We start from the raw sequence: 22004 nt of genomic DNA, 5'->3' as shown, positions 1-22004 counted from the left end.
TTGCACTAGGACTCAGTATTTGTGAGTGTATTTTCTAAGATATCAGCGCGCGTCATTAGCGCGCTGATTTGTATTAGCGTGTTATTGCCGAACATGGCGAGCGCCAAGGATGTCCCTGCTATCGCTGCGGCTTCCAGCATCAAGTTCGCCCTGGATGATATTGCCAAGCAATTTAGCCAAGATACCGGCAAGCGGGTGCGGATTTCTTACGGCTCGTCGGGTAACTTTGTGGCGCAAATTAAACACGGTGCCCCGTTCGAATTATTCTTATCAGCCGATAGGCGTTATACCCAGCAGCTTGAGCAAGCTGGCTTTACTCAAGGCGATGGTGATATTTATGCCCTAGGCAAACTGGTACTAGCTGCGCCTAAGAACTCACCATTGCAGCTAGATGAGCAGCTAAATGGCGTGAAAGCCCTGCTCGCCTCAGGCAAGCTATCACGCTTTACCATTGCCAACCCTGATCACGCGCCCTATGGCGAGCGTGCGCGGCAAGTGTTGCAAGAGCTATCGCTTTGGCAAGATATTCAGCCGCAGCTGATTTACGGTGAAAATGTCTCGCAAGCGGCTCAGTTTGCGTTAAGTGGTTCAACCCAAGGTGGTATTGTTGCCTTGTCGCTTGCCAGTGCGCCACGTTTTAAAGCGCGGGCTAACTATATCGAAATTCCACAGCAATATTATCAACCACTCGCCCAGAAAATGGTGTTAACCAAAAAAGCGGGCGATACCGCAAAAGCATTTTATTCATATTTACAATCAGACGCCGCGCAAGCTATTTTTGAGCAATACGGTTTCGGTAAAGGCGGGAATTGATGGATTGGGAAGCACTAACACTTTCAATTAAGTTAAGTTGTTACACTGTGCTGTTTTTGATCCCGCTATCTATTATCGCTGGCCGTGCGCTAGCTTATGGGCGCTTTAAAGGTAAGTCCTGGGTCGAAGCGTTAATCATGGTGCCGTTGGTGTTGCCACCTACTGTGATTGGTTACTATCTATTGGTTGGCTTGGGCAGTCAAAGCTTGATCGGTAGCTGGGTTGAGCAAGTTTTTGGTCAGCAGTTGGTGTTTCATTTCTCTGGCTTAGTCATTGCCTCTATGCTGGTAAATATTCCCTTTGCCATGCAGCCGATTCAGCGCGCGTTTGAATCTATTCCTGCTGATATTCGTGACGCCGCAGCCTGCTGCGGTATGAGCCGCTGGACGACGTTTATTAAGGTCGAGTTACCTATGGTGTGGCCTGGCGTATTAACAGCCTTTGTACTGTGTTTCTCCCACGTACTGGGTGAGTTTGGGGTTGTGCTCATGCTAGGTGGCAGTATCGCCGGTGAAACCAAAACTATTTCAATTGCCATATACGACAGTGTGCAGGCATTTGACTTTGATGCTGCCGGCGTGATGTCGCTTATCCTGTTGCTATTTGCCATTAGCGCGTTAGCGTTAACTACTAGTTTATCAAGACGATTAGGAGGCCAGCATGAGCGTCGTAGCCGCTGATCTCCATTGTGAATTAAAGCAACAGTCGCCTATCCCTATTGATGCTAGTTTTAGTTGTAAAGCTGGTGAAGTTTTGGCTGTGGTTGGCCCATCTGGCGGCGGTAAAACCACCTTGCTGAGAATGATTGCCGGTTTATCCCATGCCGAACAAGGCTTTATTCGCTATGGAGAGCAAGACTGGTTTAATGCCAATACTTCGACCCAACTAAGTCCACAGCAACGCCATATTGGTTATATGCCGCAGCATTTTGGGTTGTTTCCGCATTTATCTGCAGTGCAAAACGTGATGGCAGGGCTTGAGCACATTGCTAAGCCTGAGCGCTTGCCTAGAGCACAAGACTGGCTAGAGAGAGTTAACCTACATGGCATGCCAGATAGGTTACCCGCTAATTTATCAGGCGGGCAAAGGCAGCGAGTAGCGCTGGCGCGTGCACTCGCACGTGAACCAAAAGTCTTGTTGTTAGACGAGCCGTTCTCAGCCGTTGATAGAGAAACGCGTGAGCGCTTATATATCGAGCTTGCCAAGCTCAAGTCTCAGCTGGCGATCCCTGTGATTATGGTGACCCATGATATTAACGAGGCTTTACTGTTGGCAGATAAAATGCTGCTTATTAGCCAAGGCAAAATGCAACAGCAGGGCAAGCCGTTTGAGGTGTTATCTCACCCGCAAAATGAGGCGGTGGCAAGGCAAATGGGTCTGCGTAATATTTTCTCAAGTACTGTAGCTGAAGTTGATAAGCAACAAAATCTAACCCGATTTAAGCTAGGTGACCATGTTATTGCCTGCGATGGCGTGACAGATTTTGAGCCTGACCAAGCCATTCGCTGGGTCATCCCCAACCAAGGTATTCGTTTTAATTCAATCAGCCGTGGTCGTTTGTGTCGCAGTATCAATAAACTAGAAGTGACTATTGAGTCGTTACTGGTCATGGGTGAAAGTGTGCGCATAATTGCCAGTATTGATGGTGTGAATGAGCGAATCAACACTGATGTACCAAGTCATCTTGCTGACAAACTTCAACTGCGAGTTGGCTTGCAGACCACGGTTGCGCTTAAGTCAGATCAAATTCATATCTTTAGTTAGTCTCTAATGTGGTAAGTAGTTAAGGTTAATTGAGATTAATCATTGGTTCATCTGTGGCTAATCCCTTGTTAAGTGCGTAGTAATGCTGATTTTGTTTCGTAATCCTCTGACTTTATGATCAATTATTAATCTCGCAATAGTTGGGAATGCCTTCACTCTTAGGTAAAGTAGTAACCCTAAATTTTAATCGTTGAGGCTTTTAATGGTTCGCTTGTTGTTGGCAATCTGTTTTATACCTTTCAGTAGTATTGCTGCGCCTACTATTCAATCTTTGCTGGCTGAAAGCGAGGTCATTGCGCCAGCCGTTGTGATGCAGCAAATTGAACAGCAACATAAAAAAAGCACCATTTGCGGTTTCGGCGTTGAAGTTGAAGATCAGCAACTAGTGTACAAGGTGTCGATGATTGATCTGGCAACAGAGCAGCGTTCGCGCTTTTTTGTACGAGCCAGTGACGGTGAAGTGCTTGAACACACCCAAGAGCGGGTGGTGTTGGATAAGATTGATCAAGCCCATGCAGTGTCTATGCTGCAAGATAAGCACATTGCCTTTTCTAAGCTGGTGGCAATGGCGCGTAAAAACCACCAAGGCTTTTTATTACAAGCCGAACTTGACCACGACCTGTCCATTAGTTATCTCGAGCTAAAACTCCTGAATCAAAGCCGCAAAAGCATAGTGGCGTTTGATATTGAGAAGTTAAGGCCGCTACCTTTGTTGAAATGGGATTAATCAAGCTTATGCGTATTTTGATTGTTGAAGATGATGCCACCACACTGAAGTATGTTACTGAAGGCTTTACCGCCCAGCAGTATCAGGTGGACAGTGCCACTGATGGTCAGCAAGGGCTTACGCTTGCTAAGCACAATGATTATGACCTAATTATTCTTGACCGCATGTTGCCCAAGCTTGATGGTTTAACCTTGCTATCGGCGCTGCGTACCTGTGGCAATACCACGCCTGTGCTTATCTTGTCTGCATTAAGCCATGTGGATGAGCGGGTGAAAGGTCTGCGAGCAGGTGGCGATGACTATATGACTAAGCCGTTCGCTTTTGCCGAGTTACTAGTGCGTGCTGAAAAGCTTACCCAGCGCAATCAAGTTCAGCCAGCAGCAACCGATCTTGAAGTCGGCCCGCTGAGCATGGAGCTACTGACCCGCAAAGTGACCCTGGATGACCAAGAGCTAATGCTGCAGCCAAAAGAGTTCCAGTTACTTAAATACCTAATGGAAAACCCAAACAAGGTGATTAGCCGCACCTTGCTATTTGAAGCCGTATGGGATTACCACTTTGACCCACGTACCAATGTGATTGATGTGCATATTGCCAAGCTGCGCCGCAAGTTTGAAGAGCTCGGCTATGGCGAGTTAATTGAAACTGTGCGAGGGGCAGGTTATCGCCTTTGCAAAGGGCATTAAGCCTTATCAGAGTAGTGCCTGGCGCATTACCTTAATCTTCTCTACCTTAGTCACCCTACTTATTGTGCTGCTGGTGTCAGGCTTGTATCGCCAGCTTGTCATCGAGCAGCAAACTCAAGTTGATACCCACCTCGCTGCAGAGATGCAACGTTATCAGCAGTTGTCGTTAACTGTTGATAGGCGTAGCTTTGCCGCGCAAATTCGTGCTGCCGATCCTAAAACGGCGCTGATTGCCTGGCAAAGTAATGTCGATATGGTGGGCTCGTTAACCTTCTTACCTGACGATATGCCGTTGCTGCCGGAAACCAAAGAGTTTCCGATTTTTACGGGTGGCCCTGACAAGCTGCATATTCTTACGGGTGGCATAGTGATGACCCGCTACGGCCCCGTGTTAATCGCGACGCGTACTGATCAGCTTGCAGCCTTAATTGAGAAGTTTTTCAACGCTGCTTTTTGGGCTGTGGTGTTTATGCTGGTGTTGTCTTTGGCGGTGGGTTATGGGTTTTCCAAGGCCATTTTACGCCGAATCGTGCAGTACAACCGTTTGAGTGAGCAGGTACAAAAAGGTCACTATGAAACTCGGTTGCCGGTAAGTGATCAGCAAGATGAGTTTGATGTTCTCGCTAAGCAGTTTAATTCAGTGCTTGATACGCTTGAGCAGAACTTATTGGCGGTGCGCGGTGTAACCGACAATATTGCTCATGATCTACGCACGCCATTATCGCACTTGCGAATAGGCATTGAGCAATTAGCCTATAAGCCACCTGAACAGGTAGCTGATGCAACCGCTGAGCTGCTTGAAGAGTTAGACGACTGTTTGGCGACCTTTGATGCCATGCTGTCACTCACTCGTATTGAGGAAGGACAACAAACCCTCGACCTACAGAAGATCAGTCTTCAGCAATTGTGTCAGGACTTGTATGAAATGGCTGAAGTGGTTGCTGAGTCGAAAGAGCAGGTATTGTTGCTTAATCTTGAGGGGGACGCTCATATTCAGGGCGATAAACATCTGTTGTTCCAAGCCTTGTTTAACCTAATTGATAACGCAATAAAGTATTCGCCTGACGGCGCGCAAATTACCATTAGTCAACGTAATAAGCTGATTGTGATTGCTGATAATGGTCCCGGCATTAGCGATGAAGACAAAGAGCGTGTGTTTGAGCGTCTAGTGCGCCTTGACCCAAGTCGTCACTATAAGGGCACGGGCCTTGGGTTATCTATGGTGAAGGCGATTTTATCGCGCCACCAAGCGAGTATCGCATTGTCAGACAACCATCCTGGTTTGGTTGTTAGCATTCGCTTTTAGTCACTTTACCCCGTTCATATGGGAAGCTTGCTTCCCTTCATCTTCTTTCATTAATCCGCTCTCGCTATGACCTCAGTGCCATTGGTGAAACCTGTCTCAGTTGGTTACACTAAGCTGTCTGTGTTTACCTATTATGGTTCTTGCCTTCTTATGCCCAATTCAGTTTCTGATCCTGCTGCAGATATTCAACCTGCATCACCTGCTAATGCCAGTTATCAAATTGTGAGCCAGCATGATGACTTTGTGGTGATTGATAAAGCGCCTGAAGTGCACTTTCATAGTCAAGATGGTCACGCGGGCGTGGTTGCGCAAGTAGAGCAAGATTTAAACTGCAAACTCTACTCGGTGCATCGGCTTGATACGCCGACATCGGGTTTAATTATTCTAGCAAAATCTTCGGCTGTTGCCGCCAAGTTTACCGAGCTGTTTAGCCAGCATTTAGTGCAGAAATACTATTTGGCTATCGCTGAGGGAAAACCTAGGAAGAAGCAAGGTTGGGTCATCGGTGACATGGCTAAATCTCGTCGCAGCATGTACAAACTGCTGCGAAGCCAAGAAAACCCAGCAATTACTCAGTTTTTCTCGCAATCAATTGCCGAGGGGGTAAGACTGTATCTACTAAAACCACACAGTGGTAAAACTCACCAATTACGGGTGGCGCTCGCTAGTATAGGTGTGCCGATTGCGGGCGATAAGCTCTATGGCAAGGCTGATAGCCAACATCAACGCTGCTACTTACATGCTTATACTTTGGTTTTTGAGTATCTGGGGCAACAATACCAGTTTCAGTCATTGCCAAAAATTGGTAGCTTGTTTATTGATAAAGCGTGCATGCAGCAGCTTCAAACTGAGTGGGCGAGCCCTGATGCTTTAGTTTGGCCGAAACGTAAGTAACCTGAACCCTGGATAATAAATCGGTTTCTAACGGCTATTTTTGTCTATTTCTTTGTTGAAGCTACTTGCAATAGGCTAGCTATTGACGCGTAGCTTCGCCTTGAACTAAACAAAAACTATCTCGCTAGAAACATAATGGGGGGATACTTCTGGCTTAGGTAGTGGTTAGCACTTCCTTATCCAGAGTTCAGGTTAAGTAGTCTATTTGACGCTTGATGTTGTGAGCAAATGATTATTGCTCTCGCTAGGCAGCGCTGCGGATGCAATCTCTTCCAGCATGTTTGGCCTGATACATGGCTTTGTCTGCATGGGACAGTAGCTGCTCAGACGACATTCCTTGGGATATGCTAGCCACGCCAAAACTAGCGCTCACCTTAATCGCGCCTTGCGCAGTTGCCACCGAAAAGTCATTCAATATTGCCTTGCAACGCTGCGCCAATGCGTGCGCCTGATCTACACTGGTGTTGGGCATGAGCACCAGAAACTCTTCACCGCCAAAACGGAAGAAAAAATCATCACTGTACAGAGACTGACTAATTCTCTGGGCTGTTTGCTTCAACACTTCGTCACCAATACCGTGACCATAAGTGTCATTAATTTGCTTAAAGTGGTCGAGATCGAACAGTAGCACACTATATTGCGACTGATGTTGCAGCCATTGACGATGCACCTTATTAAGTTTGTGGTGCAAATAATTGCGGTTATACACGCCCGTAAGTGCATCGACGTTCGCCATAGAGAGAATTTTGGTGACTAGCTTATTGATGGAGTTGCCAACCGCTAAAATGTTCACCACCAGAATAAACACGATATAAACCCACAACACTAAAACCGGACGTTGTGGGCTAGCATCAAGGGTTGCAATCGAGCTTAAGTGGCTGGTGTCGACAATCAACAGAATGGCTCGTGATAGGAACAATAAGCTGATCAGGACCAAAGGTACAACGAGCCAATAAGTGGCAAAAGAAGTGAGGGTTTCTTTAAAACCAAAATAGTGGTCTCTGGCAAAACCATAAAACAGCACGGCGCAGCTGACAGAAAGCAAACATACATGGTAAGCGCCCGAGGCTGCGCTAGGTGGTACTAGCGACATTAATAGCGCCGTAATTGCAATAATAGATAAATCGATGTGCAGGCTAGATGGCAGGTGGTATAGCGCTTGCGCGCCAGAGCGCAGACATGAAACGCCAAGCAGTATGGTTACATCAGCGCCAATCCAGTATAGGTAACTGACATCAGCTGAGCGCTGGGTATACAGCAGCATGCCGGCTAATACACAAGCATTTGCAATGGAAAAGCGCAAACTGGCTTTTGGGGCGATACGCATTGGTCGCACCATAATTGCCCAAGACACAGCTGCAAATGCCAGTAAAAGGCACACTACCTGCATTAACGTATTGGCTGAATCATATTCCATTGATTGACTTATTTTTGTTGTTTTTAATAGGCTTAACTTACGGTTTCACTTAGCTGGTGAAAAACTCAGCAGCTAGCATAGCAACAGTTTGGCAACATGTCTTTAGTAAAAGTACTGGCTAAAGTAAACAGTGGCCAGCTTGAATTGGCTCTTATGCAGCGCAGCGGATGGTATTACGGCCATTTTGTTTAGCTTCAAACATGGCGCTGTCGGCAGCATTAAGTGTTTGATCATAGTTAAGGTCGTTGCGGCAGGTGGCGACACCAATGCTGGCGGTAAGGTAAAGGTTAGTATTGGCCGTTTTAAATGGCGCTCTATTAATGATGGTCAATAGTTTGTCTGCCACCAACATTGCTTGTTGTGTTGGTGTGGAAGGTAAGATTACTAAAAATTCTTCGCCACCGTAACGGCAAATAAAGTCAACTTTTCTGAGTGAGTTAGTGAGTAAGGTACTGAAATGTTTCAGTGCCTCATCGCCAATTAGATGGCCATATTGGTCGTTAATATGCTTAAAGTGGTCTAGATCAATTACCAACACACTATAGACATGTTGGTGGCGGCGCCAATGAGCATCAACATCTGCTAGCTTGGTTAATAGAGCATGACGATTCCATAAGCCAGTCAGTTGATCGCGATTGGCTAGCTGACGAATTTTATATACTAAACGCGCCACAGCATTGCCTAGCAGTACGATGTTGACGGTGAGTAGCATAACGATATAAGTCCACATCAACACGGGTTGATCTAGGCTGTTTTGTTCTGCCAGCAGTAACATATCGTCAGGCCAAAGCAGGTATCCTAGTCCTCGGGCAAGAAAAAGAATGCTGGCAAGGGCAAAAGGTACGCTAAGCACCACACTGTAATGCAAGTTTACCCCGCGATTCAGTGCGTGATAATTATCGCGGGTTACCATGGCAAAAATGTATGCCGCGACTAGGCTCATCAACAGTACCATGTAGGCCGCATAAGTGGTTTGTGGTGGTACCAGCAGCATGAGTAGCGCGGTGGCGAGCAGTAATAAACAATCGTTGGTAATGGTGCTAGATTGTTTGAATAGGCTTTGCCCGCCCCAGCGAACTAGCATAAAGCCTAATAGCATCACCATGTCAGCAACAAACCAGGCGAAATAGCTGATTTCGTTGCTGCGCTGAGTGTAAAGAATAAAGCCTGTCATCATGGCAATATTGGCGATAGCAAAGCGAGTACTGGCTTGAGGGGCTATTTTCATTGGTCCTGCTAGTGCGGCCCAGGCGAGGGTGCAAGCAGTTGCAATTAGACAAAGGAATTGAACGTAAATCATCAGCGCAATTTGATTGTTGTTATGGTTATAGTAATTGCAATTTTTTGAGCATACGGTTTAAAACGCTTTGATGGTAGAAATAATTACACTGGTTTACAACTTGAATCATGTGTTATTTTGGGTTGAGACAGGAATGTTTTCGTGACACCAACTTATAAAATAGGGCTCATACATGGATACTAATAAGCTACTTCTGATCATCATTGCTATCTTTATTCCGCCAGTAACAGTTTTTTTGAAAAAAGGTGCAGGTAAAGACTTGTTGATCAACATAGTGTTGACCATCTTCTTCTTTATTCCGGGCTTAATCCATGCAATTTGGGTTGTGCTGCAAGACTAGTAAACCAATATAAACTGGCCTGAATAAGGTTGCTTTAAAGAACAAATACCAGCCAGTTAATAATGTGGCTAGTCTGACAAGAAAAACACAGCTTTGGCTGTGTTTTTTGTTTGTGAGCAATCTTGTGCTAATTGGTAGTAGGTAGAGGTTTGCGGTTAGCGCGACAAATGAGTGCCTGCAGCGCTTGGCTTTGTTTTATAATTGCTGGCAAATTGCGAGGTAATGATGAACCGTAGAAAGAAGATCAACTCAACTCTAAAAGCGAAGGCGAAGAAAGCCAATGCCAAAAAGGCGGGCGGCAATGGCAAAGCTAAATATGTTAGTAAGGCTGATCGTGCTGCCCTTGAAGCAAAAGAACTTGAAGTAAAAGAACGGGAAGCCAAGCAGCGTGAGACTCAACAAACTGGGACTTCGCAAACAGATGATGAGCAAAATGATGTTGCGTCAACAGGTGTAGTGAAATTAGAAACTCAGCCGCTTTGCTCACAATAGTTGTCTAGGCAATAGCTGCCTGTTCAATAGATGCCTAGGCAGCACTTGTCCATGCAGCAAAGGTTAACAACACGGCTGAGGTTAAATAAGTTGGTCGAGCTTAGCCGCAAACAGGACAGTTTGCCTGCTTAGGTAGCTTCATTGAGCGAAACTCCATGGTCATTGCATCAATCATTAAGATACGACCCGCGAGGTTATCGCCAAATTCAGCCAGCGTTTTGATTGCTTCGGTTGCTTGAACACAACCCACTAATCCCACCACAGGCGCTAGGATACCTGACTCAACACAGGTTAGGTGTTGTTCGCCAAACATGCTGCTATAGCACTGATAACACGGACTATCTTGCTGATAGTCAAACACGGTCACAGTGCCTTCCATACGAATGGCCGCCGCTGAGATAAAGTTGACCTTGTGCTTAAAGCAGCAGCGATTGAGCTGTTCTCGCACGGTCACATTGTCGGTGCAATCTAAAACTAGCTGATGCGAGCCGACCAGTTGGTCTAATTGTTCTTCATCTAACAGTTGGTTAATTGCATCGACTTTAATGTGCGGGTTTAGTTGCTCAAGTGAGGCTTTAGCCGACTCCACTTTAGCAATACCAACATCGGCATCATGGTGCAGTACCTGACGCTGCAGGTTTGACACTTCAACATGGTCAAAATCAACCAAGGTCATGTGGCCAACACCTGATACGGCTAAATATTGGCTGGTGGCACAACCCAAGCCGCCAGCACCAATAACTAGCACCTTAGCTTGTTTTAGTTTTTCCTGGCCTTCAAAGTCCATCGCTTTGATGGAGATATGACGGCTATAACGCATAATCTCTGCGTCAGATAAGATTTCAGCTTGGTTATCCATTGGCTATCGTGTTGCCCTTGCCTTGTTTACGTCGAGGGTTAATCTAAAACGGTATTAAATGGCTCAATAATGACAGTGCTGCCAGCAGGGGTATCGCCTTGCTGTTGCTCAAGCAAAATAAAGCAATTTGCCATACTCATTGAGGTCAACATACCTGAGCCTTGGCCACCGGTGGTTGCCACAGTTAACTCACCGTTTTCATTTGCGGTAACAATACCGCGCTGATATTCAAAGCGGCCAGGTTGCTTGCGAATGTCACTAGTTAAGGTTGCTTTGCAAGTCAGTGGTTTAGCTGGGGGTAAGCCCTGCATCTTATTGATGATAGGCCATACTAGTTTGTAGAAAGTCACCATAGACGATACGGGATTGCCTGGTAGACCGCAGAACACTGCACCATCCAATTTACCAAAGGCGAAAGGCTTGCCTGGTTTAATGGCAAGGCGCCAGAAGGTAATCTCACCTTCTTCTGAGAGAATTTGCTTAGTGTAATCAGCGTCACCAACCGATACGCCCCCAGAGGTCAATACCATGTCGGCTTTATCAGCGGCTTCTTTAAACGCACCGCGGATTGCCTCTTTGTCATCAGGAATGACACCAAGATCAATCCATTCAATATTGGCTTTGGTTAATAAACCTTGAATTGAGTAGCGGTTCGAGTCGTAAATTTGCCCCGGCGCTAGCTCACTGCCAACAGGACGCAGCTCATCACCGGTTGAGAAAAAGGCAACGGTCATTTTACGCTTTACTCGCACATGGCTAACGCCAATGGTTGCTAACACGCCCATTTCAGCTGCGCGAATGATACAGCCTTGGCGCAGCACTTTTGTGCCAGCAGTGAGCTCTTCACCTTGGCGGCGAACATTCGCGCCTTGACGTGCTGGAATTTCAATGCTGATGCTATCGCCATTGGCTGAAGTTTTCTCTTGCATTTGCACTGTGTCGAAACCGGCAGGGACGGGAGCACCCGTCATAATGCGAATACAGCTGCCAGGCTTTGCTTCACCTGTAAATGGGTGACCTGCAAAAGAGCTGCCGACTAGGGTAAATTCTTGCTTGCTGGTTTCAGGTTTCACATCCGCATAAGCAAAGGCGTAACCGTCCATTGCTGAGTTATCAAATGGTGGTAAATCGATACTTGAAGCTAGATCCTCAGCTAACACTCGACCCGTAGCTTGTGACAAACTGACTAATTCGGTTTCTTCAATTGGCGTGACTTGCGCGAGCAATTGCTCAATTGCTTTAGCTGGGTGTAGCAAACCTGGTTGAGTGCATGGGTCTTGAGTTGGTAACATCATAGCTTCCTTTAGATTACTCACTACTTTGTCTTTCGAAGTTGGAATGACAACGGCAATACTCATTGGTTTTGTGAGCTTGTAGCCGGGTCAAGTCATAACATTAGTGCATTAGTATGCCACGAAGTACAATTGTATAGGATTTTCATCTGGTTTAATTCAACATATGCCGCAAAATTCACTCCAAGAATCAGCGCAATCAGCCTGGTTTGTTTATATCATCGAATGCGCCAAAGGGACTTTATATACTGGGATCACCACAGATGTTGCGCGGCGTTTTGACGAGCATCAGCATGGCATCAAAGGCGCAAAGTATTTAAAAGGGAAAGGGCCATTGCGTTTGGTGTATCAAGAAGCGCAGCAAAACCGCAGTTTAGCGACTAAACGTGAACTAGAAATTAAAAAAATGACTCGCTCTAAAAAGTTGGCGTTAATTACATCTAAAAAGTCTGGAGGCTAGCAATTTTTCGTTTAAGTCTTTGCGCTAGATGAAAAATTTAGGCTAGTATTGGGCAAAAATTTGTGTGAATGGGCACCTATGGAAAGGTTGCAGTTAGTCCTAATTTTCGCATTATCAATGCTTGTATCTTGTCTGCCAACATGCAGTTTGGCGGAGGATGTGTTGCGAATTCAAGCTGCTAAATCGGCAGAAAATTTAAGTCATCAATATTATCAAGATTTATTACAGCTAGTTGTTGAAGAAACACAAGCTGAATATGGCCCGCTCAAAATCGACAAAGTTGCTAGTCATGTCACTCAGTCCCGTGGCTTTAGTATGCTTAATCACGGTGAATTAGACGTGTTCTGGGCTGGTACAAATACACAGAGGGAGTTGGATTTCAACGCAATTCGCATTCCTGCTATTGGAGGACTATTAGGTGTGCGCATTCCAGTTATTCGCAAAGATAGCTTGGACAAGTTCAATCAAATTACTCAGCCGTATCAGCTAAAACAGTTGGTCGCGTGTCAAGGGGCGCAGTGGCCAGACTCTGATATCTTGCAAGAAAATGGCTATCGCGTGGAACGCATTATTACCTTCAACCTGATGTATACCATGCTTGATGAAGGGCGATGTGATTACTTTCCTCGAGGTTTAAATGAGGGTTATGCCGAGGTTAAGGGGCTGAACAATCCCAACTTAATGGCGTTTGATAAAATCTTACTGCGTTACCACTTGCCGATGTATTTCTTTACTAGCAAACAAAATACCGAGCTGAATGAGCGACTGACCAAAGGGCTGACTCAGTTAGTTGATTCGGGGCGCCTGCTTGGGTTTATGCAGCAACACCCTACAACCGCAGAGATCTTCCCGTTGTCGCGTTTTAAATCAAGCACAGTTTTCGAACTGTACAACAGCTCTTTACCTAGCGACACACCTGTGAGCGACCCTAAGTTATGGATGTCGTTAACCGATCAACCCAATATCAAAGTTAAGCTTGAACATAGCTTTTTGTAGTTGCCGCTATGTTACTGGCTGTATACAGGTGTCTGTTTGCAACTGATGAAATGCAATAAGCGAGCAGGCAATAAGTGAACCTTATTGCCGCCACAGATAAATGCGAGTTAATCGACAGAACGCATCACAGGGTATGCCTGATACTGCTTGTCGTAGTAGGGGCTGCGCTGATAGAACCAACTTAGTCGCGCGCGAGGATCATTAGCGAAAGCTTCATCTTGTAGAGCTTTGTCGAACTCAGCTTTTAGTTCAGGTTGCTGCTCAAGCATCTTAGCTGCCATTACCTCAACAGCGTAGCCTTCAATGTATTCAGTACGAGTGAAAATCGTGTTGAACTCACCCCAAAAGAACAAAGAGTCAGGTGCTTGCGGCTCTAGCAGTAACATTGCCAGACGCCCCAATGGCTGAGCAGTATTAACCTTAATGGTGCCAGCGGCGATGTCAGTCGTTTTAACCGTAGAGCTCACTTTAGCTTTGACTGTTTGCCTGCTCTCATAGGCATTGAGGGCAAACTGTGGCTCGCTAAAACGGTAATGCTCAAGCTCTAGCGTCATTGGCTTTTCAACAACTTCCATACGTACCCCGTGCAGGGCTAGCGTATCAATCACCTTGGTCCACTGGGCAGGGATATAGTAAGCCGCTGGGCGCGTGACACTGATATCGGCTTTGGTATTACCGTATACTGGTAGCTGCTCATACAAAGTTGGCTTGCCGCTCCAACGCACTACTTCTGCGCCGCTAATCGGGCTTTGCTCTGTGGTGTAACTAATGCCTTTGAAGTCCCAGCCTTGAGGCTGCAGCTCAGATTTCCAGGTGAGGGTTAGGGTGTCTGGATGTTGGTATTTATCTGAGTAGATAGCCGACTTAAGCTCAGTGGCATGTTTGGCAACAGTCTTAAGAGTTTGCTCTAGCATCACATATGTACCAAGCACCCTTTGTTTAAAGGGTTTAAGACTGTGGTTTTCAATCAATACCGTTGGTAGATGGCGCGCATCACCATAGCCGTTTGAGTAGCGTGCGCTGGGGTTCCAATAAGATAAGCCCTTGCTCATATCACCATTATCCATGGCAAAGACTAGTGGCCCAGGAATGTGTCCTTGTTTAGTGAGTTCAGCCTCTACTTCAACACGGTAGATATTCTCTAGCCAGTCAAAACTATTAGGGCTGTAGCCTTGTTTAACGTTATAACCAAAGGTGACATCGTACTGGTAGTCGATGCCATCGGTGACATGCACATCAAGGTAAAGGTCGGGTTGCCAAATATTGATGGTGCGTAGCAGGTGCTGCATCTCTGGCGCATCGGCTTTGGCGTAGTCGCGGTTCAGGTTAAGGTTGGTTGCTGTGGTGCGCCAGCCCATATTGACAGGCCCACGTTGATTAACTCGGTTGAACTCGCTGCTACGCTCATGACCATCAACACTCAAAATTGGAATGAACAGTAGGTTTACATCATCCAGCAGTGCAGCTTTATCACCTTGAGTGATGTCTCGTAGCAGCATCATGCCAGCATCTTTACCATCAATTTCACCTGAGTGAATACCCGCCTGTACTAACACCTTAGGTTTACGATTTTGATTTAGCTCAGCTGCATTTGTCGCGCCTTGTTTGCTGGCAACAATCATCCAGATATCGCGACCCTGAGGACTTTTACCTATGCTTTGCATATGCAGCATTGGCGAGCTATCGACTAACTTCTCTAACCAGGCAACGGTATCGTCGTAGTTTGGGCTGGTTTTAAAACCCTCTAATTCAAACGGTGTTACCCAGGGATGCTCGTGGCTTTTAAGTAGTTGCTCGCTGTTGCCGTGCCAAGGAATGTAAGCTGGCAAAATTGCATCATTAATATAGTCATTGGCAATAACAGGCTGCTTATCGCTGTGGTTACTTGCTAAGGGTAAATCGTCATTGGCGAGAAGATTCGATGAGACGGCGAGTGAAATACAGCTAATAAGGCTCAAAGCGAGAGGTTGGCGCAGCATGGTTATCCCTTCAACATGTCTGAAATTAAGCCATCATCTTAGCACTGTTGCGGTGGCAGTAAACTTGATGCTGTCTGCGATTCGGTAAAAAAATGTAATAAAAAACCCTGAGTTAGCTCAGGGTTTGGTTGTAGCATTTAAAGGAGGTTTAAAGCGTGGTAATTACGCTTTCGGGCCTGCCGCTTTAATTGCATCTGAAACATCATACTTGGCAAAGTTTTCTGCAAACTCTTTACCCAACTGAGCTGCGTACTCTTGATACTTAGCTTTGTCATCCCAAGTATTGATTGGGTTCAGTAATGCGCTATCAACATTAGTGATGGCTTTTGGTACTGACAGGTTAAGCTGCTCTAGGTACTCAGTTTCAGCATCTTTTAGCTCGCCAGATACAATCGCATCGACAATCGCGCGAGTGGTTGGAATATCAAAACGCTTACCTGTGCCGTAAGGACCGCCAGTCCAACCAGTGTTGACGAGATAAACTCGGCTACCGAATGACTCAATACGCTTCATTAACAGCTCAGCGTAAACACCTGCTGGACGTGGGAAGAATGGCGCGCCGAAACAAGTCGAGAAGGTCGACTGAATCGCTGCAGTTGAGCCCATCTCAGTCGAGCCAACTTTAGCTGTGTAACCTGATAAGAAATGATACGCCGCTTGCTCTTTAGTCAGTACAGACACAGGAGGAAGTACGCCAGACACGTCACAGGTTAGAAAGACCACTGAGTTAGGCTCTGCACCGCGGTTAGCTGCAACGCGCTTTTCAATATGCTCAAGTGGGTAAGCTGCGCGGCTGTTCTCAGTAAGCGTGGTGTCGCTGTAATCAGGTGTACGAGTGTCATCTAAGGTTACGTTTTCAAGTACGGTACCAAAGCGGATTGCATCCCAAATCACTGGCTCGTTTTTCTGGCTCAGGTCGATACATTTAGCGTAGCAACCGCCTTCGATGTTAAATACCCCGCCTGGTGCCCAGCCATGCTCATCGTCACCAATTAATAGGCGTTTTGGATCTGCTGACAGCGTGGTTTTACCTGTGCCAGATAAACCAAAGAATAATGTGGTATCGCCATCGTGACCTACGTTGGCCGAGCAGTGCATTGGCAGAACGCCTTTGGCTGGCAGTAGGAAGTTTTGTACCGAGAACATCGATTTTTTCATTTCGCCCGCATATTTAAGGCCAGCGAGTAGCACCTTGCGCTCTGCGAAGTTAATGATCACTGTGGCTTCAGAGTTTGTCCCATCGCGCTCAGGCTCACACACAAAACCTGGGGCATTGATGATTTGCCAAACTGGCTTGTCACCACGGTTAAACTCAGTTGGTGTGATAAATAAGTTGCGAGCAAAGATTTGGTGCCATGCATATTCGGTAGTGACTTGCAGCGGCAGGTAATGTTCATCGTCAGCACCCACTTCAAGCTCAGAGCGGAATAGCTCATTCTTTTGTGCTAGATAGTCAGATACTCGTGCCCAAAGCGCATCGAATTTACCTGCATCGAAAGGGCGGTTGACCTTACCCCACTCGATTTCGTTTTCAGTGCCTGGCTCCTTAACAATGAAACGATCATTCGGCGAGCGACCTGTACGCTCACCAGTTTTCGCGACTAGCGCACCATTTGCAGTCAGTTGGCCTTCGTTGCGAGCTAGGGCTAGTTCAACAAGTTGCGCAGAGGTTAGGTTGAGGTGAACGCGGTTTTGAACATCCGCCATAGTGTCAATCTCCGTATAAGTGTTAGGTCGTTTTCTAGTGAGGGGGAAGCCTCACAACTGCATCGCGCCGAGATTATTATTTTTGTTCGCCTGAGCTTAATGACTCTTAATTGGCGTGCGTTTTTGTGTTGTAGCTCTCGGTTGTACAATTGTAACTTATGTTAGGTAGATGATGGCATACAGTTTGGTAATTATTTTGAAAGTTTTTCGTAATAAAGCAGGTTAGATTGGCATGGATAGCAAAAAGGCACCGTTTTGGTGCCTTTTTTGGTAACTGTTGCTGTAAATGAGATCATTTTCGGTCGATCTATTTACGCGTAGCGTTTACTGTGCAGGAGTATCCGTTGTTGGGCTATCAGCAAAAATTGCAGCGACATCAATGGCGTCGAATTTATAGGTTGCTGAGCAGTACTCACAACCCATTACGATTTCACCGTCTTGCGCAATAATGCTGTCAACTTCTGTCTTTGCTAGTGTGCGCAGTGCCGCCGAAGTACGCTCGCGAGAACAACTACATTTGAATGTAACGCTGTCGCCATCAAATAGACGCACATCTTCTTCATGGTATAGGCGGTGCAGCACTTCAGTTGCTGGTAGCTCAAACAGTTCTTGCTGCTTAATCGTGGTGGTTAGCGTGGTTAAGTGCTCAAAGTCTTCATTATTGTCTTTGTCAGACGGTAATACCTGTAGCAACATACCCGCAGCTTGCTTACCGTCAGCAAATAGCTTGATTTGAGTTGGTAGCTGCTCAGATTGATTGAAGTATTCTTCTAGGCAGGCTGCAAGGTCGGCATGCTCAAGCGAGACGATACCTTGATAGCGTTCGCCCTCTGTTGGGGTTAGCGTGATCACCATATAACCCTTACCGAAAAGTTCGCTGAGCGAAGCCGTATCTACTAGCTCACCCTTCCAGCGCGCAACACCACGTAACTCAAGATCACTATTACCATTGATCACTGCGAGTGAAACCGGACCGTCACCTTGTAGTTGCACACTGATATCGCCAGAAAACTTAATCGTGGCAGATAATAGTGAGGTTGCAACTAATAGCTCACCTAGGATTTTCTGCAGTACCACTGGGTAGTTATTTGCTGCCAATATTTGTTGGTAGCTTTGCTCTAGCTGCGCGATTTCACCGCGCACATCTAGGTTGTCAAAAACAAAACGGTGTAATGTATCTTTGTTCATCATGTCTCTCGTACATATCTGCTGCACATCTTTCATGTACATATAGGCGCGTTAAAGGGTTTTAAAGCGCATAATTTGTCTACGTTGCTTTTTATCCGGTTTATTTTCTGGTGCCGGATTATTGAGAATGTTGAGGCGGCGAGCTTCTGCATTGAAGGCGCGCTTACTCTCGCTCTCTGCGGTTTCGCGATATAGGGTTTGAGCGATGGCAGCCTTTTGCCGCTGCTCTGATAATTTTTCGATTACGACTTCTTTGTCATCATAGCCTTGGCGTAAACGCAAGGTCGCGCCAATTTCGGCATTTTTACTCGATTTGACTCTTTGACCGTTATAGTGAACTTTTCCGCCATTGATCATGTCTTTTGCTATAGAACGAGTTTTATAAAAGCGGGCGGCCCATAACCATTTATCGAGACGGACTTGAAGTTTGTCATCTTTGCTATTACTACTCATAGAATCTCCTGAAACTGGGATGAGTTCACAAGCTGAGTCATTTCCTAGTCATACTTTTTGGGTATAATCGCAAAACTCGCCTCTGTGCATAGCGTTTTTAGGCGCGCAAAGTTAACATATTTTGCGCATATTCGCCAATCCGCAAGCGGATGTGCACTTGTTGCAAAACGCCGCGTGGGTTAGCATGAGAAGTTATTACTTAATAAAAAATGAATATAATAAAAGAGACCTTGCCCTTACTATGCGCTAATAGGGTGAAATAACTTATGGATTTACTCGATAAACTAGTCGCTAAAGCCGCAACTGTGCCGCAAAAGCCCCTTAGTAACCTACTATTTATGTTGGGTTTGGTGCTGGCATTAATGCTAGCCGCGCAAATCACATGGAAGTTGGTTCCTGTGCCAAAAGACAATACTCGTTGGAGCCCAACGCCAGTCACTAGCAATCAAGCCGGTGGCAGTATTGACCTGAGTGCCGTTCACAAATTGTCCTTGTTTGGCGATGCCGATGCAGAAGCTGCCCAACCTAAAGTCGAGCAGGTAGAGCAGATTACCGACGCGCCTAAAACTAACCTTTCGATTCAGCTTACCGGTGTTGTTGCCTCAACTGCGCAAACTAAAGGTTTAGCTGTGATTGAGTCTAGCGGCAGCCAAGAAACCTATAGCCTAGGTGATAAAATCAAAGGCACCTCAGCCTCATTAAAAGAAGTCTATGCTGACCGCATTATTATCTCTAACGCTGGTCGCTACGAGACCTTGATGCTTGATGGTCTTAAGTACACTACCAACAGTGCAGCAAATGATTCTTTGCAACAAGCTAAGACCAAGCAAAAGGTTCAGAAGTTAGATAAGCGCAATAGCGCAATTTCAGAAACCATTGCTGAGTCTCGCGCTGAGTTACTTGCTGATCCAAGCAAAATTACCGAATACATTGCAATTTCACCGGTTAGAAAAGGCGAAGAAATTGCAGGATATCGTTTAAACCCTGGTAAAGATCGTGACCTATTTAAACAGGCCGGTTTTAAAGCCAACGACTTAGCGAAATCGATAAATGGATACGACCTGACCGATATGAGTCAGGGATTAGAAGTGATGGCGCAATTGCCGGAGTTAACCGAAATGTCAGTCATGGTTGAACGTGAAGGGCAATTGGTCGAAATCATGTTTAGTTTGCCAGAGCAATAACTGGCAGTAGGGGAAGAATAAATGAATAACGCAGGTATTCGACGCAAAGTCATCGCAGGCCTCATTGCAGGCGCTGCCCTATTTGCTTCGCAACCAACTTGGTCAGATCAATATGCGGCCAACTTTAAGGGCACTGACATCCAAGAATTTATCAACATCGTTGGTAAAAACCTTAACAAAACCATCATTGTTGACCCTACTGTACGTGGCAAAATTAATGTCCGTAGTTATGACCTTTTAGATGATGAGCAATATTACCAGTTCTTCTTAAACGTGCTGCAAGTCTACGGCTACGCAGTGGTTGAGATGGACAACCAAGTCATCAAGGTGATCAAAGACAAAGACGCTAAAACTGCTGCTATCCGTGTAGCCGATGATGACCGTCCAGGTCTAGGTGATGAAATGGTCACCCGCATTGTTGCGCTATATAACACTGAGGCAAAACAGCTTGCGCCATTACTACGTCAGCTCAACGATAACGCTGGCGGCGGTAACGTTGTTAACTACGACCCATCAAATGTATTAATGATCACAGGCCGCGCTGAAGTCGTAAATAAGCTGGTTGAGATTGTTCGCCGCGTCGACAAGCAAGGTGACACTGAAGTAGAAGTGGTTTCACTGCAATATGCCTCAGCTGGTGAAATTGTGCGTATTGTTGATACCTTGTACCGCGCTAATGCCAAGCAAGCTCAGTTGCCAGGACAAGCACCTAAAGTGGTTGCAGATGAACGCATTAACGCCGTGGTTGTTAGTGGTGATGAAAAAAGCCGCTCACGTGTAGTTGAATTGATTAAGCGTTTAGACTCAGAGCAAGCCAATACCGGCAATACTAAGGTACGTTACCTACGTTATGCTAACGCCGAAGACTTAGTTGAAGTGCTAACCGGTTTTGCCAAAAAGCTTGAAAACGACCAAGACAGCGGTCAGCAATCTGGCGGCAGCAAGCGCCGCAATGAGATTAATATTATGGCGCACACCGACACCAATGCCTTGGTAATAAGTGCTGAGCCAGATCAATTACGTACTATTGAAAGTGTTATTAACCAGCTAGATATTCGCCGTGCTCAGGTATTGGTTGAAGCGATTATTGTAGAAGTAGCTGAAGGGGATGACGTTGGCTTTGGTATTCAGTGGGCAACAGAAGCCGGTGGTGGTACGCAGTTTAACAACTTAGGTCCAACCATTGGTGAGATTGGCGCGGGTATTTGGCAAGCTCAGCCAACGGACGGTTCGACTGTTTGTAATGACGGTACTTGTACTGAAAACCCAGAGCAACGCGGTGATATCACTTTGCTTGCCTCTGCGTTAGGTAAAGTGAACGGTATGGCATGGGGTGTGGCAATGGGCGACTTTGGTGCGCTTATTCAAGCTGTGTCGAGCGATACGACTTCAAACGTACTAGCAACACCTTCGATTACTACGTTAGATAACCAAGAAGCATCGTTCATCGTGGGTGATGAAGTACCAATTCTTACCGGGGCGCAAAACTCAAGCAACGGCAACTCTAACCCGTTCCAAACCGTTGAACGTAAAGAAGTGGGTGTGAAGCTAAAAGTTGTACCACAAATTAACGAAGGCACTTCAGTTAAACTCACTATTGAGCAAGAAGTATCAGGCATTAATGGTAAAACCGGCGTCGACGTTACCTTTGCTACTCGTCGTTTAACAACAACCGTTATGGCCGACTCAGGTCAAATTGTTGTGCTAGGCGGTCTGATTAATGAAGAAGTGCAAGAAAGTGTGCAAAAGGTACCTTTCTTAGGCGACCTACCAATCATTGGCCACTTATTTAAGTCATCGTCTAGCGGTAAGAAAAAGCGCAACCTAATGGTATTTATCAAGCCGACGATTGTTCGTGACGGTATTACCATGGAAGGTGTAGCAGGTCGCAAGTACAACTATTTCCGTGCATTGCAACTTGAACAACAAGAGCGTGGCGTTAACCTAATGCCGCAAACTACTGTGCCTGTGTTAGAAGAGTGGGACCAAGAAGCTTACCTACCTGATGACGTAAACAGGGTATTAGAAGGTTATAAGTCTGGTGAAGGACTAAAAACCGAGATGCGCGAAACAGACGCGACATTAAAAGCACTTGAAGAGAGTAAGCAAAAGTCCAACTCTCAAGATACAGAAAGTGGTAACTAATT

General features: G+C 46.0%; 21 protein-coding genes. 13 read left to right on the top strand and 8 right to left on the bottom strand.

The features are described from left to right. Positions 1-93: 93 nt before the first annotated feature. The 7 genes from modA to G3R49_RS18365 all read left to right on the top strand — a co-directional run bounded on the left by modA (position 94) and on the right by G3R49_RS18365 (position 6190). Positions 94-813, top strand: a complete 720-nt coding sequence (gene modA / locus G3R49_RS18395; RefSeq protein WP_167870656.1) for a molybdate ABC transporter substrate-binding protein — start codon at positions 94-96, stop codon at positions 811-813. Next, positions 813-1493 (top strand): molybdate ABC transporter permease subunit, encoded by a 681-nt coding sequence (gene modB, locus G3R49_RS18390; RefSeq protein WP_130599551.1) that lies wholly within the window; start codon positions 813-815, stop codon positions 1491-1493. Before modA ends, modB begins: the two co-directional genes overlap by 1 nt. Further along, a complete protein-coding gene (locus G3R49_RS18385; protein ID WP_130599549.1) occupies positions 1474-2577 on the top strand; it encodes an ABC transporter ATP-binding protein in 1104 nt (367 codons plus the stop codon). The genes modB and G3R49_RS18385 overlap by 20 nt, the downstream gene beginning before the upstream one ends. Before the next feature lie 202 nt (positions 2578-2779). Beyond that, positions 2780-3304 (top strand): hypothetical protein, encoded by a 525-nt coding sequence (locus G3R49_RS18380; protein WP_167870632.1) that lies wholly within the window; start codon positions 2780-2782, stop codon positions 3302-3304. 8 nt (positions 3305-3312) lie between these two features. Beyond that, a complete protein-coding gene (locus G3R49_RS18375; protein ID WP_167870631.1) occupies positions 3313-3990 on the top strand; it encodes a response regulator transcription factor in 678 nt (225 codons plus the stop codon). 34 nt (positions 3991-4024) lie between these two features. Continuing rightward, on the top strand, positions 4025-5296 hold the full coding sequence (locus G3R49_RS18370) for a HAMP domain-containing sensor histidine kinase (RefSeq protein WP_348633945.1): 1272 nt from the start codon (positions 4025-4027) through the stop codon (positions 5294-5296). Between the two features lie 150 nt (positions 5297-5446). Continuing rightward, a complete protein-coding gene (locus tag G3R49_RS18365; protein WP_167870630.1) occupies positions 5447-6190 on the top strand; it encodes a TIGR01621 family pseudouridine synthase in 744 nt (247 codons plus the stop codon). A 244-nt stretch (positions 6191-6434) separates the two neighbouring features. On the opposite strand, the gene G3R49_RS18360 is transcribed toward G3R49_RS18365, so the two are convergent. Together G3R49_RS18360 and G3R49_RS18355 are read right to left on the bottom strand one after the other, a co-directional pair. Beyond that, on the bottom strand, positions 6435-7607 hold the full coding sequence (locus G3R49_RS18360; RefSeq protein ID WP_167870629.1) for a GGDEF domain-containing protein: 1173 nt from the start codon (positions 7605-7607) through the stop codon (positions 6435-6437). Positions 7608-7758: 151 nt separating this feature from the next. After that, a complete protein-coding gene (locus tag G3R49_RS18355) occupies positions 7759-8835 on the bottom strand; it encodes a GGDEF domain-containing protein (protein WP_167870628.1) in 1077 nt (358 codons plus the stop codon). Positions 8836-9079: 244 nt separating this feature from the next. Here G3R49_RS18355 and G3R49_RS18350 point away from each other — a divergent pair, with 244 nt between their 5' ends. Continuing rightward, entirely contained in the window at positions 9080-9247 is a 168-nt protein-coding gene (locus tag G3R49_RS18350; RefSeq protein WP_130599537.1) for a YqaE/Pmp3 family membrane protein, read from the top strand. A 222-nt stretch (positions 9248-9469) separates the two neighbouring features. After that, positions 9470-9739: a DUF2986 domain-containing protein gene (locus tag G3R49_RS18345; protein WP_245335408.1), complete on the top strand. Its 270-nt coding sequence runs from the start codon at positions 9470-9472 to the stop codon at positions 9737-9739. A gap of 100 nt (positions 9740-9839) precedes the next feature. Here the strand turns inward: G3R49_RS18345 and moeB are convergent, their stop codons facing one another. Together moeB and moeA are read right to left on the bottom strand one after the other, a co-directional pair. Beyond that, entirely contained in the window at positions 9840-10598 is a 759-nt protein-coding gene (gene moeB / locus G3R49_RS18340; protein WP_167870627.1) for a molybdopterin-synthase adenylyltransferase MoeB, read from the bottom strand. 38 nt (positions 10599-10636) lie between these two features. Continuing rightward, complete coding sequence (gene moeA, locus G3R49_RS18335) at positions 10637-11890, bottom strand: molybdopterin molybdotransferase MoeA (RefSeq protein ID WP_167870653.1); 1254 nt, start codon at positions 11888-11890, stop codon at positions 10637-10639. Between the two features lie 166 nt (positions 11891-12056). Here moeA and G3R49_RS18330 point away from each other — a divergent pair, with 166 nt between their 5' ends. Both G3R49_RS18330 and G3R49_RS18325 read left to right on the top strand, forming a co-directional pair. Further along, positions 12057-12350 (top strand): GIY-YIG nuclease family protein, encoded by a 294-nt coding sequence (locus tag G3R49_RS18330; RefSeq protein ID WP_130599533.1) that lies wholly within the window; start codon positions 12057-12059, stop codon positions 12348-12350. A 159-nt stretch (positions 12351-12509) separates the two neighbouring features. Then, a complete protein-coding gene (locus tag G3R49_RS18325) occupies positions 12510-13346 on the top strand; it encodes a hypothetical protein (RefSeq protein ID WP_242620376.1) in 837 nt (278 codons plus the stop codon). 107 nt (positions 13347-13453) lie between these two features. On the opposite strand, the gene G3R49_RS18320 is transcribed toward G3R49_RS18325, so the two are convergent. The 4 genes from G3R49_RS18320 to hslR form a co-directional block, all read right to left on the bottom strand. Continuing rightward, positions 13454-15325 (bottom strand): M14 family metallopeptidase, encoded by a 1872-nt coding sequence (locus tag G3R49_RS18320; RefSeq protein ID WP_167870626.1) that lies wholly within the window; start codon positions 15323-15325, stop codon positions 13454-13456. 162 nt (positions 15326-15487) lie between these two features. Then, positions 15488-17041 (bottom strand): phosphoenolpyruvate carboxykinase, encoded by a 1554-nt coding sequence (locus tag G3R49_RS18315; protein ID WP_348633944.1) that lies wholly within the window; start codon positions 17039-17041, stop codon positions 15488-15490. Positions 17042-17356: 315 nt separating this feature from the next. Next, complete coding sequence (gene hslO / locus G3R49_RS18310; RefSeq protein ID WP_167870652.1) at positions 17357-18220, bottom strand: Hsp33 family molecular chaperone HslO; 864 nt, start codon at positions 18218-18220, stop codon at positions 17357-17359. Between the two features lie 51 nt (positions 18221-18271). Continuing rightward, positions 18272-18673: a ribosome-associated heat shock protein Hsp15 gene (gene hslR / locus G3R49_RS18305; RefSeq protein WP_130599525.1), complete on the bottom strand. Its 402-nt coding sequence runs from the start codon at positions 18671-18673 to the stop codon at positions 18272-18274. Between the two features lie 266 nt (positions 18674-18939). Between hslR and gspC the strand changes: the two genes are divergently transcribed. Beyond that, complete coding sequence (gspC, locus tag G3R49_RS18300; protein WP_130599523.1) at positions 18940-19857, top strand: type II secretion system protein GspC; 918 nt, start codon at positions 18940-18942, stop codon at positions 19855-19857. A gap of 21 nt (positions 19858-19878) precedes the next feature. Then, positions 19879-22002 (top strand): type II secretion system secretin GspD, encoded by a 2124-nt coding sequence (gspD, locus tag G3R49_RS18295; RefSeq protein ID WP_130599521.1) that lies wholly within the window; start codon positions 19879-19881, stop codon positions 22000-22002. Positions 22003-22004 lie beyond the last annotated feature (2 nt).

The organism is Shewanella sp. WXL01 (genome assembly GCF_012263345.1).
Lineage (GTDB): Bacteria > Pseudomonadota > Gammaproteobacteria > Enterobacterales > Shewanellaceae > Shewanella > Shewanella maritima.
This window is presented reverse-complemented; position numbering and strand designations above follow the sequence as displayed.

Coding starts and splice junctions, on each gene's coding strand:
- modA (WP_167870656.1), top strand. CDS start 94: ATGGCGAGCGCCAAGGATGTCCCTGCTATCGCTGCGGCTTCCAGCATC.
- modB (WP_130599551.1), top strand. CDS start 813: ATGGATTGGGAAGCACTAACACTTTCAATTAAGTTAAGTTGTTACACT.
- G3R49_RS18385 (WP_130599549.1), top strand. CDS start 1,474: ATGAGCGTCGTAGCCGCTGATCTCCATTGTGAATTAAAGCAACAGTCG.
- G3R49_RS18380 (WP_167870632.1), top strand. CDS start 2,780: ATGGTTCGCTTGTTGTTGGCAATCTGTTTTATACCTTTCAGTAGTATT.
- G3R49_RS18375 (WP_167870631.1), top strand. CDS start 3,313: ATGCGTATTTTGATTGTTGAAGATGATGCCACCACACTGAAGTATGTT.
- G3R49_RS18365 (WP_167870630.1), top strand. CDS start 5,447: ATGCCCAATTCAGTTTCTGATCCTGCTGCAGATATTCAACCTGCATCA.
- G3R49_RS18360 (WP_167870629.1), bottom strand. CDS start 7,607: ATGGAATATGATTCAGCCAATACGTTAATGCAGGTAGTGTGCCTTTTA.
- G3R49_RS18355 (WP_167870628.1), bottom strand. CDS start 8,835: ATGAAAATAGCCCCTCAAGCCAGTACTCGCTTTGCTATCGCCAATATT.
- G3R49_RS18350 (WP_130599537.1), top strand. CDS start 9,080: ATGGATACTAATAAGCTACTTCTGATCATCATTGCTATCTTTATTCCG.
- G3R49_RS18345 (WP_245335408.1), top strand. CDS start 9,470: ATGATGAACCGTAGAAAGAAGATCAACTCAACTCTAAAAGCGAAGGCG.
- moeB (WP_167870627.1), bottom strand. CDS start 10,598: ATGGATAACCAAGCTGAAATCTTATCTGACGCAGAGATTATGCGTTAT.
- moeA (WP_167870653.1), bottom strand. CDS start 11,890: ATGTTACCAACTCAAGACCCATGCACTCAACCAGGTTTGCTACACCCA.
- G3R49_RS18330 (WP_130599533.1), top strand. CDS start 12,057: ATGCCGCAAAATTCACTCCAAGAATCAGCGCAATCAGCCTGGTTTGTT.
- G3R49_RS18320 (WP_167870626.1), bottom strand. CDS start 15,325: ATGCTGCGCCAACCTCTCGCTTTGAGCCTTATTAGCTGTATTTCACTC.
- hslO (WP_167870652.1), bottom strand. CDS start 18,220: ATGAACAAAGATACATTACACCGTTTTGTTTTTGACAACCTAGATGTG.
- hslR (WP_130599525.1), bottom strand. CDS start 18,673: ATGAGTAGTAATAGCAAAGATGACAAACTTCAAGTCCGTCTCGATAAA.
- gspC (WP_130599523.1), top strand. CDS start 18,940: ATGGATTTACTCGATAAACTAGTCGCTAAAGCCGCAACTGTGCCGCAA.
- gspD (WP_130599521.1), top strand. CDS start 19,879: ATGAATAACGCAGGTATTCGACGCAAAGTCATCGCAGGCCTCATTGCA.